Source organism: Acidovorax sp. HMWF029 (genome assembly GCF_003060895.1).
Lineage (GTDB): Bacteria > Pseudomonadota > Gammaproteobacteria > Burkholderiales > Burkholderiaceae_C > Acidovorax.
In genome coordinates this window covers 1-9,515 of sequence record NZ_QAIH01000248.1, presented here as the reverse complement: position 1 = coordinate 9,515, position 9,515 = coordinate 1, and the positions used below count along the sequence as shown (strand labels likewise).

Below are 9,515 nucleotides of genomic sequence, written 5' to 3'. Positions count from 1 at the left end.
CGCCATCTCCACATGCGCCACCCCCTGCACCAACCGGTTGTCCGCCCCCCCCAACGCCGCCGTAGACGCCGGAAACACGATGTTGTCGCAGTTCGAATACCAACAGGTAAACAGAGCCGCCCGCCCCGCAGGCTCCGCCCGCTGCAAGGCCAGCACCCAATCCGCCGCCAGGCTCATCTGCCGCCCATTCACCGCGCGGCTAAAACGCCCCAGCCACGTGCCGCCATGTGGCGTGCCCAACGTCAACACCCGGTGCACCCGGCCATCGGCCCGATGCGCCCGCAGCCAAGCACGCACCGCCAAGCCCCCCATGCTGTGGCACAACAACACCGGCGCCTGTCCCGTGGCCGCCGTCACCTTGCGCACGGCGTCTTCAATGATGTCCGCATACGCGTCAATCGACCCCATCACCGGCTCCAGATTGACCGCCAAATAGGCATGCCCTCGCGCCTGCAAATGCGCAAACCACGGCAACCAAAGGCCCCGGTTGCACATGAAGCCGTGCACCAACACCACGCCGCGCTTTCCGGTGGACTCGGAGGGCAACCAATCGGGAACGGAATCATGGCGAAACGGCTGGCGCCAACAAAAAACCCGCAGCGACACCCACACCTCGGCCCACCAGGCGCTCAGCACCTGCAGCAGCCGGGCACGGGGCGCAGCATCGGCACGGTTGGTGATGTGCATCAACACAAACTCCACAGCCATCACCGCCAGATAAACACACAGCGGCACCAAGGCCCCCAGCACGGCGCGCCAGGGTGAATGGGGCCATTGCCACACCAGCCAGGCAGCCATGGTCAGCAGGACAAAAAAGAGCAGGATTCGTTGCCAGCGCGCAATCATGGTGGTGATGGGCAGATGTTGTAATTGACCAGCCGCATTGTGCGACCTGGCCGCCGCCCGCCATCGCACCCCGCCCCTCCGCAGAACGCAGAAAGGACCCCGCCCCATGGATGCCGCCCAGACCATCCGCGACTGCATCGCCGACGTGACCGCGCTGCGCCTGCACCGCACGGGCGACCCGGCGCTGGGTGCAGCGGTGGGCTGCGTGAAAAGCCTGCAGGCGCGGCGCTTTCGCGGCACCTATGCCGACCTGATGGCCTCGCCCACGTTCGGGCCCGCAGCGCGATTCTTTCTGGAAGAGCTGTACAGCGACACCGACTACACCGACCGCGACCTGCAGTTTGGCCGCATCGCAGGCACGCTGCAGACCATGTTCCCCCAGCCCGTGGTGGCCACCGCCGTGGCCCTGGCCGTGCTGCACGCACAGACCGAAGAGCTGGACCAGGACATGGGCCGCGCCTGGCGGGTGCATGAAGCCGATACGGCCCACGATGCCGCCCGCTACACCGCCGCGTGGCGCACCGTGGGCCAGCGCCACGCGCGCCAGCAGCAGTTGGAGCGCGTGCTGGCCATGGGCGCCGACCTGGCACGGCTCACGCGCATGCCCGGCCTGCGGATGATGCTGCGCATGATGCGCGGCCCCGCCAACGCAGCAGGCATGGGCGCGTTGCAGAAGTTTCTGGAGGCGGGGTTTGACACCTTCGGCCAGCTCGCGCGCCAGCGTGGCGGGGTGGAGCAGTTTCTGGCCGCCATCGAGCAGCGTGAGCGGGCGTTGATGGACCAGTTGTTCGATGCCGATCCTGTCACCTGCGGGACCCAACTCGCAAACACCCTAGGACAAGCCCGATAGCCCGTTGCGCCCCCGCCTTCCACAATCTGTGCCCACCTATCAATGGCATTTGGCGAGTACAAGGGAAGGAAACACGCGCATGGAAAAGATCTGGCTCAAGAGCTACCCCCCGGGCGTCCCACACGACGTGAAACCCGAGCAATACCGCTCTGTGGCCCACCTGCTGGAAGAGTCGTTCCGCAAACACGCATCGAGCCCGTTTTCGGTCTGCATGGACCAGTGGATGACCTATGGCGAGCTGGAACGCCGCTCGGCCGCGCTGGGCGCCTATCTGCAAAGCCTGGGGCTGGAGCCTGGCGCGCGTGTGGCCATCATGCTGCCTAACATCCCGCAGTTCGGCGTGACCATGGCCGCCGTGCTGCGCGCAGGCTACACCTGCGTGAACGTGAACCCGCTGTACACCGCGCGCGAGCTGGAGCACCAGCTCAAGGACTCGGGCGCCACGGCCATCGTGATCCTGGAGAACTTTGCCCACACCCTGGCAGAGGTCATTGACCACACGGCCGTCAAGCATGTGGTGATGGCTTCCATGGGCGACCTGCTGGGTTTCTGGTTTGGCAAATGGATCACCTTTGCCGTGCGCCACCTGGCCAAGATGGTGCCAGCCTATGACCTGCCGCTGTCCAACGGGCGCAAGGTCGTCACCTTCAAGAAGGCCCTGTCGCTGGGCGAGCACAAGTCGCTCGCGCCCAGCCAGGCCACGCTCGATTCGATTGCCTTCCTGCAGTACACGGGCGGCACCACGGGCCTCTCCAAAGGCGCAGTGCTCACCCACCGCAACATCGTGGCCGCCACGCTGCAGGCAGAGGCATGGTTCACGCCCGCGCTGTCCAAGGTGGGCGACCTCTCCAAAGCCAACAGCATTGCCGCGCTGCCGCTGTACCACATCTTCGCGCTCACACTGTGCCTGCTGGCCATCCGCCAGGGCTCCAGCATGACGCTGATCCCCAACCCGCGCGACATCCCCAAGTTCGTGGCCGAGCTGAAGAAGCGCCCCTTCCACATGCTGCCTGCGGTGAACACGCTGTTTAACGCGCTGCTGCAAAACCCGCAGTTCAAGACGCTGGACTTCTCGCACCTGTGCGTGTCGCAGGCTGGGGGCATGGCCGCCAGCGAGGGCACGGCCAAGGCCTGGCAGAAGGTGACGGGCAGCACCATGATCGAAGGCTGGGGCATGAGCGAGACCTGCGCCATCGGCACCAACAACCCGGTGATCAACACCGAGTTCAGCGGCACCATTGGCCTGCCACTGCCGGGCATCGACATTGCCATCAAGGACGACGAAGGCAACAGCCTGCCCCAGGGCGAGTCGGGCGAGATCTGCATCCGCGGCCCCAATGTGATGGCGGGCTACTACAACCAGCCCGAAGAGAACGCCAAGGCCTTCACGGCCGACGGCTTCATGCGCACCGGCGACATCGGCATCATGGACCCGCAGGGCTACACCCGCATCATCGACCGCAAGAAGGACATGATCCTGGTGAGCGGCTTCAACGTGTTCCCCAACGAGCTGGAACAGGTCATCAGTCTGTGCCCCGGCGTGGTCGAATGCGCGGCCATTGGCGTGCCCGATGAGAAACAGGGCGAGGCCATCAAGGTGTTCATCATCAAGAACGACCCGGCCCTGACCGAGGACGAGGTGGCCAACTACTGCCACCAGAACCTCACAGGCTACAAGCGCCCCAAGTACATCGAGTTCCGCGACGAGCTGCCCAAGAGCAATGTGGGCAAGATCCTGCGCCGCGAGCTGCGCAAGGCTTGAGGCCTTTGTTCCTGAGGGCAGAGCGACGAACGCTGCCCTCCATCACCTCCCCCAGGGCGCTTCGGCGCCCTTTTTCTTGGGCATATACCCTGCAGGTCGCCCAACTGCACCGGTAATCCAATGTCTACATCTTCGGGTTTTTACCGATTAGCAAACGTTTGCGCAAACGTTTGCTTTCGTTATCATCCCGATCGCGACAAGGCACCGGGCATCCGTAGCCGCTCCTTTTAGGGGCGCTGCCGGGGATTTCCCTTCACGCTGTCGGTCGCCTTTGTCCACATTCCAACCTGGAGACAACACCCATGCAGTTCACCCGCCGTTCCGTTCAGACCGCCGCCGCCCTCGCCGTTGTGGGCAGCCTGCTGGCCAGCCCCGCCTTGGCGCAGGACAAGCCCAAGATCGCGCTCATCATGAAGTCGCTGGCCAACGAGTTCTTCCGCACCATGGAAGACGGCGCCAAGGCGCACCAGAAGGCCCACGCCAAGGAATACACGCTGGTGGCCAACGGCATCAAGAACGAAACAGACACGGCAGCCCAGATCAAGATGATCGAGCAGGCTGTGGCGCAGAAGGTCAACGCCATCGTGCTGGCCCCGGCGGATTCGAAGGCGCTGGTGCCCGTGGTCAAGGCGGCCATCGACAAGGGCATCCTCGTGGTCAACATCGACAACCAGCTCGATGCCGATGCGCTGAAGGAAAAGAACATCACCGTGCCCTTTGTGGGCCCGGACAACCGTGCTGGCGCCAAGCTGGTGGGCGACCACCTGGCCAAGACGCTGAAGGCGGGCGACAAGGTCGGCATCATCGAAGGTGTGTCCACCACCTTCAATGCACAGCAGCGCACGCTGGGCTACCAGGACGCCATGAAGGCCGCCAACATCACCGTGGTGGGCGTGCAGTCCGGCAACTGGGAGATCGAAAAGGGCAACACCGTGGCCGCCGGCATGATGCGCGAGCACCCTGACCTCGTGGCCCTGCTGGCTGGCAACGACAGCATGGCCCTGGGCGCCGTGGCCGCCGTGAAGGCCGCAGGCAAGACCGGCAAGGTGCAAGTGGTGGGCTACGACAACATCGGCGCCATCAAGCCCATGCTGGCCGACGGCCGTGTGCTGGCCACCGCCGACCAGTACGCCGCCAAGCAGGCCGTGTTCGGCATCGAACTCGCGCAGAAGGCCCTGGCCGCCAAGACGCCGCAGAATCAGCTGCCCGCCACGGTGAAGACGGATGTGGTGCTGGTGACGAAAGACAGCAAGTAAACCTCTGGCACCTTAGAACGCGTCGCAACACCCCCAGCCGTTCACCCTGAGCCTGTCGAAGGGCTGCGCTACCGTAGCGCCCTGGCTTCGACAAGCTCAGCCCGAACGGGGAGGGGTGTAGCAACCCGACCAACGCCTCTTAAGCCCATGCCCCACCAAACCAACACCACCGCGTCCCCGCCCCTGCTCGCAATCCAGGCCGTGGGCAAGGACTACACCGCCACCGTGCTCGATGGCGTGAACGTGGAGCTGTTTGCGGGCGAAGTGCTGGCGCTGACCGGGGAGAACGGCGCGGGCAAGAGCACGCTGTCCAAGATCCTGTGCGGGCTCACGCAGCCCACGCGCGGTGGCATGCAGCTGGCGGGGCAGGCCTACGCCCCCACGTCGCGCCGCGATGCCGAGCGCCACGGCGTGCGCATGGTGATGCAGGAGCTGGGCCTGGTGCCCACGCTCACCGTGGCCGAGAATTTGTTGATGGGCCGCCTGCCGCACCGCCTGGGCTGGCTGCAGCGCGATGTGCTGCACGCCGCCGCCCGCGCGCAGCTGGCCAAGATCGGGCTCGACAACATCGACCCTGCCACCCCGGTCTCGCAGCTGGGCATCGGCCAGCAGCAGATGGTCGAGATTGCGCGCAACCTGCAGGACGACACGCGCATCCTGGTCCTCGATGAGCCCACGGCCATGCTCACACCGCGCGAGACCAACTACCTGTTCGAGCAGATCGCCCACCTCACTGCACGCGGGGTGGCCATCATCTACGTGTCGCACCGGCTCGAAGAACTGCGCCGCATTGCCGACCGCGTGGCCGTGCTGCGCGATGGCCGCCTGGTGGACGTGCGCCCCATGGCGGGCATGAGCGAAGACGACTTGGTGCAGCGCATGGTGGGCCGCGTGGTGAGCGACCTGGACCACCGCCCGCGCCGCCCCGTCGGCCCCGTGGTGATGAGCGCTGACAACCTGGGCCGGGGCACCGCCGTGCAGGACGTGAGCCTGGAGTTGCGCGCGGGCGAGATCTTTGGCATTGCCGGGCTGGTCGGATCGGGCCGCACCGAGTTGCTCCGCCTGCTGTTCGGCGCGGACCGTGCGGACCGGGGCAGCGTGACGCTGCACCCAGAATCTGAAAAAAAACAGGCTCTCCCGCGCGATGTACAAGCGCAGACAGCTATACAAAACATAGCAAACACCCCTGCCACAACTGCACCTCGTACCTGGCACAGAGGTTTCGCGTCTCCGCTGCAAGCCATCGCCGCCGGAGTCGGCCTGGTCACCGAAGACCGCAAATCCCAGGGCCTGCTGCTGTCGCAGCCCATCCGCATCAACGCCACGCTGTCCGACCTGTCGGCCGTGTCGCGCGGCGGCTGGCTGCAGCGCGGGCTGGAAAGCCGCCTGGTGCAGGGATTCATCCGTACCTTGCGCGTGCGCTGCCACGGCCCGGAACAACCCGTGGGCCAACTGTCGGGCGGCAACCAGCAAAAGGTGGTGTTTGCCCGCTGGCTGCACCGCGAAGGCCGCGTGCTGCTGCTCGACGAACCCACGCGCGGCGTGGACGTGGGCGCACGCGCCGAGCTGTATGGCGAGCTGGACCGCATGGCTGCAGAAGGCCGCGCACTGCTCATGGTGTCGTCCGACCTGCGCGAGCTGATGGCCATGGCCGACCGCATCGGCGTGATGAGCGCGGGCCGCCTGGTGGCCGTGTTCGAGCGCGGCGAGTGGTCCGAGCAATCGCTGCTGGCGGCCGCGTTCTCCGAGCCCGGCGGGCGCACCAGCACAAGCACCAGTGCCTCTCCTTCAACCCCTTCTCCTGTCACCGAATGAACGCCCCCACCCCATCTGCCGCACCCGCTGCGGCGCCCTCCTCCGCCTCGGTCTGGCGCAGCCAGCTGGGCACCTACCTGGGTCTGCTGGCCGTGCTGGCGGGCATGGTGGCGCTGTTCTCGTCGCTGTCCGAATACTTCTGGAGCGCCGAGACCTTCATCACCATCGCCAACGAAATCCCGGCCCTGGCCGTGATGGCCGTGGGCATGACCTTTGTGCTCATCATTGCGGGCATCGATTTGTCGGTGGGATCGGTGATGGCGCTGGCCGCCGCCACCTCGGCAGCGGCCATCCTGCAATGGGGCTGGACGGTGCCCGCCGCCGCCGCGCTGGCGCTGGCCACGGGTCTGGTGTGCGGCACCATCACGGGCACCATTTCGGTGGCGTGGCGCCTGCCCTCGTTCATCGTGTCGCTGGGCATGCTCGAAGCCGTGCGTGGCAGCGCGTATGTGGTCACCGACTCGCGCACGCAGTACGTGGGCGATGCGATCTCGTGGCTGTCGGCGCCGTTTTTTGGCGGCATCTCGTTCGCCTTCTTGCTGGCCGTGGTGCTGGTGGTGGTGGCGCAGCTGGTGCTGTCGCGCACCGTGTTTGGCCGCTGCGTGGTGGGCATTGGCACCAATGAAGAAGCCATGCGCCTGGCGGGTGTGGACCCGCGCCCCATCCGCGTCATCGTGTTTGCCATGACCGGCCTGCTGGCGGGCCTGGCGGGCCTGATGCAGTCGGCCCGGCTCGAAGCCGCCGACCCCAACGCCGGAACCGGCATGGAGCTGCAGGTGATTGCCGCCGTGGTGATTGGCGGCACCAGCCTGATGGGCGGGCGCGGCTCGGTAGTGAACACCGCGTTTGGCGTGCTCATCATTGCGGTGCTCGAAGCAGGCCTGGCCCAGGTGGGCGCCAGCGAGCCCAGCAAGCGCATCATCACGGGTTTTGTGATCGTGGCGGCCGTCATTGTGGACACGCTGCGCCAGCGCCGCGCCAAGGTCTGAGAGACTGCCCCCGCATCCAGCCGCCCCACCACCCACGAGCTCATTTTTCTTTTTGCATGGCTACTATCAAGGACGTTGCGCGCCACGCCGAGGTGTCGGTCACCACGGTGTCGCACGTGGTCAACGGCACACGCCGCGTGAGCCCCGAGGGGCGCGAGCGCGTGGAGGCCGCCATCCGCGCCCTGGGCTATGTGCCCAGCGCCATTGCGCGCAGCCTCAAGAGCAACAACACGCGCACGCTGGGCATGCTGATCCCCAACAGCTCCAACCCCTACTTCGCCGAGATCGTGCACAGCGTGGAAGACCGCTGCTTTGGCGCAGGCTACAACGTCATCCTGTGCAACACCAACGACGAGGCGCACCGCCAGGGCACCTACCTGCAGGTGCTGGCCGAGCGGCGCATTGACGGGCTCATCGTGGTCTCCACCGGGCACGACGCCACGCTGGCCACGCAGCTCGCGGGCCTGTCCATCCCCACCGTGCTGGTGGACCGCGAAATCGACATCGCCGAACAACAACCCTGCGACCTCGTGGAAACCGCCCACATGCAGGGCGGCCTGCTGGCCACGCGCCACCTGCTGTCGCTGGGCCACCGCCGCATTGCCTGCATTGGCGGCCCGGCAGGCATTGCCCCCAGCGAGCAGCGCATTGCCGGCTGGCGCACGGCCCTGGCCGACGCGGGCTGCGGCACCGGCGAAGGCCTGCTGTGGCACGGCAACTTCACCAGCCAGGGCGGCTACGAAGCCATGCACGCCGTGCTGCGCGCTCCCGAGCCGCCCACTGCCGTCTTCGTGTGTAACGACCTCATGGCCATGGGCGCACTGTGTGCCGCGCACGAACGCGACCTGCGCGTGCCAGAGGCACTGTCCATCGTCGGCTTTGACGACATCGAACTCACCGCCTTCACCAGCCCGCCGCTGACCACCGTGGCCCAGCCCAAGCAGCGCATCGGCGCGCTGGCCGTGGACATGCTGCTGGAGCGCATCGACGGCAAGCGCCAGGACGCGCGCAAGGTGATGCTGCAGCCCGAGCTGCGCGTGCGCGCCTCCACGGCCCATGCGCCCGGAGGCACGGCATGAGCCCGACCCACACGCCCCGCATCGCCGTGGTCGGCAGCCTGAACATGGACCTGGTGCTGCAGGTGCAACATGCGCCGGGCCCTGGCGAGACCGTGCTGGCCGACGCCCTGCACCTGGTGCCCGGCGGCAAGGGCGGTAACCAGGCGGTGGCCTGCGCGCGCCAGGGCGCCCAGGTGGCCTTGTTTGGCCGCGTGGGCAATGACGGCTACGGCCAGACGCTGCGCGCCGGGCTCGACGCCGACGGCATTGACCACAGCGGCGTGCAGACCGATGCGCAAACCACCACCGGCGTGGCCGCCATCACCGTGGAGGCCACAGGGCAGAACCGTATCGTGGTCGTGCCCGGCGCCAATGGCCGGTTTGTGCTCGATGCCGTCGCGCTGGGCACCGCACTGCACGGCGCAGGCGGCCTGGTGCTGCAGTTTGAAACCCCCCTGCCCCAGGTGCTGGCAGCCGCCGAGATGGCGCATGCGGCGGGTTGCCCCGTGGTGCTCAACCCCTCGCCCATCCAGCCTCTGCCCGATGCGATGTGGCCGCTGGTGCACACGCTGGTCGTGAACGAGGTAGAAGCCACCGCGCTAACAGGCCGGAACGTGACCACCCCCACCGATGCCGCGCAGGCCGCACAGGCCTTGCGTGCCAAAGGCCCCGCCCAGGTGGTGGTGACCCTGGGCGCCGCCGGTGCCGTTGCCGCCGATGCCGCAGGCAACCGCTACCACCCTGGCCTCGTCGTGAAAGCCGTGGACACCACGGCCGCTGGTGACACCTTCCTGGGTGCGCTGGCCGTGGCCCTGGCGCGCGGCGAGCCGCTCGATGCCGCCGTGCGCGAAGGCATCCGCGCTTCGGCGCTGTGCGTCACCCAGCCCGGCGCCCAGCCCTCCATCCCCACCCGCGCCGCCGTGGCGCAATGCCCCCAAC

8 protein-coding genes are annotated in these 9,515 nt (G+C 67.0%); 7 read left to right on the top strand and 1 reads right to left on the bottom strand.

Features of this window, described 5'->3' with window-relative positions:
• Positions 1-846 (bottom strand): triacylglycerol lipase (locus tag DBR12_RS18095; protein WP_108618538.1); only part of this gene is annotated, 846 nt, incomplete at its 3' end.
• 106 nt (positions 847-952) lie between these two features.
• On the opposite strand from DBR12_RS18095, the gene DBR12_RS18090 reads away from it, so the two are divergent.
• The 7 genes from DBR12_RS18090 to rbsK all read left to right on the top strand — a co-directional run.
• On the top strand, positions 953-1,696 hold the full coding sequence (locus tag DBR12_RS18090) for a hypothetical protein (protein WP_108618539.1): 744 nt from the start codon (positions 953-955) through the stop codon (positions 1,694-1,696).
• A gap of 79 nt (positions 1,697-1,775) precedes the next feature.
• On the top strand, positions 1,776-3,458 hold the full coding sequence (locus tag DBR12_RS18085; protein WP_108618537.1) for an AMP-binding protein: 1,683 nt from the start codon (positions 1,776-1,778) through the stop codon (positions 3,456-3,458).
• A 302-nt stretch (positions 3,459-3,760) separates the two neighbouring features.
• Positions 3,761-4,714 carry a sugar ABC transporter substrate-binding protein gene (locus DBR12_RS18080; protein WP_108618536.1) on the top strand — a complete coding sequence of 318 codons (954 nt, stop codon included), beginning with the start codon at positions 3,761-3,763 and terminating at the stop codon, positions 4,712-4,714.
• A gap of 147 nt (positions 4,715-4,861) precedes the next feature.
• Positions 4,862-6,529: a sugar ABC transporter ATP-binding protein gene (locus DBR12_RS18075; protein WP_108618535.1), complete on the top strand. Its 1,668-nt coding sequence runs from the start codon at positions 4,862-4,864 to the stop codon at positions 6,527-6,529.
• On the top strand, positions 6,526-7,518 hold the full coding sequence (locus DBR12_RS18070; RefSeq protein ID WP_108618534.1) for an ABC transporter permease: 993 nt from the start codon (positions 6,526-6,528) through the stop codon (positions 7,516-7,518). Before DBR12_RS18075 ends, DBR12_RS18070 begins: the two co-directional genes overlap by 4 nt.
• Before the next feature lie 56 nt (positions 7,519-7,574).
• Entirely contained in the window at positions 7,575-8,597 is a 1,023-nt protein-coding gene (locus DBR12_RS18065) for a LacI family DNA-binding transcriptional regulator (RefSeq protein WP_108618533.1), read from the top strand.
• Positions 8,594-9,515, top strand: a 922-nt coding sequence (gene rbsK / locus DBR12_RS18060) for a ribokinase (RefSeq protein ID WP_108618532.1), incomplete at its 3' end; no start/stop codon positions are given. The genes DBR12_RS18065 and rbsK, both read left to right, overlap by 4 nt.

Coding starts and splice junctions, on each gene's coding strand:
- DBR12_RS18090 (WP_108618539.1), top strand. CDS start 953: ATGGATGCCGCCCAGACCATCCGCGACTGCATCGCCGACGTGACCGCG.
- DBR12_RS18085 (WP_108618537.1), top strand. CDS start 1,776: ATGGAAAAGATCTGGCTCAAGAGCTACCCCCCGGGCGTCCCACACGAC.
- DBR12_RS18080 (WP_108618536.1), top strand. CDS start 3,761: ATGCAGTTCACCCGCCGTTCCGTTCAGACCGCCGCCGCCCTCGCCGTT.
- DBR12_RS18075 (WP_108618535.1), top strand. CDS start 4,862: ATGCCCCACCAAACCAACACCACCGCGTCCCCGCCCCTGCTCGCAATC.
- DBR12_RS18070 (WP_108618534.1), top strand. CDS start 6,526: ATGAACGCCCCCACCCCATCTGCCGCACCCGCTGCGGCGCCCTCCTCC.
- DBR12_RS18065 (WP_108618533.1), top strand. CDS start 7,575: ATGGCTACTATCAAGGACGTTGCGCGCCACGCCGAGGTGTCGGTCACC.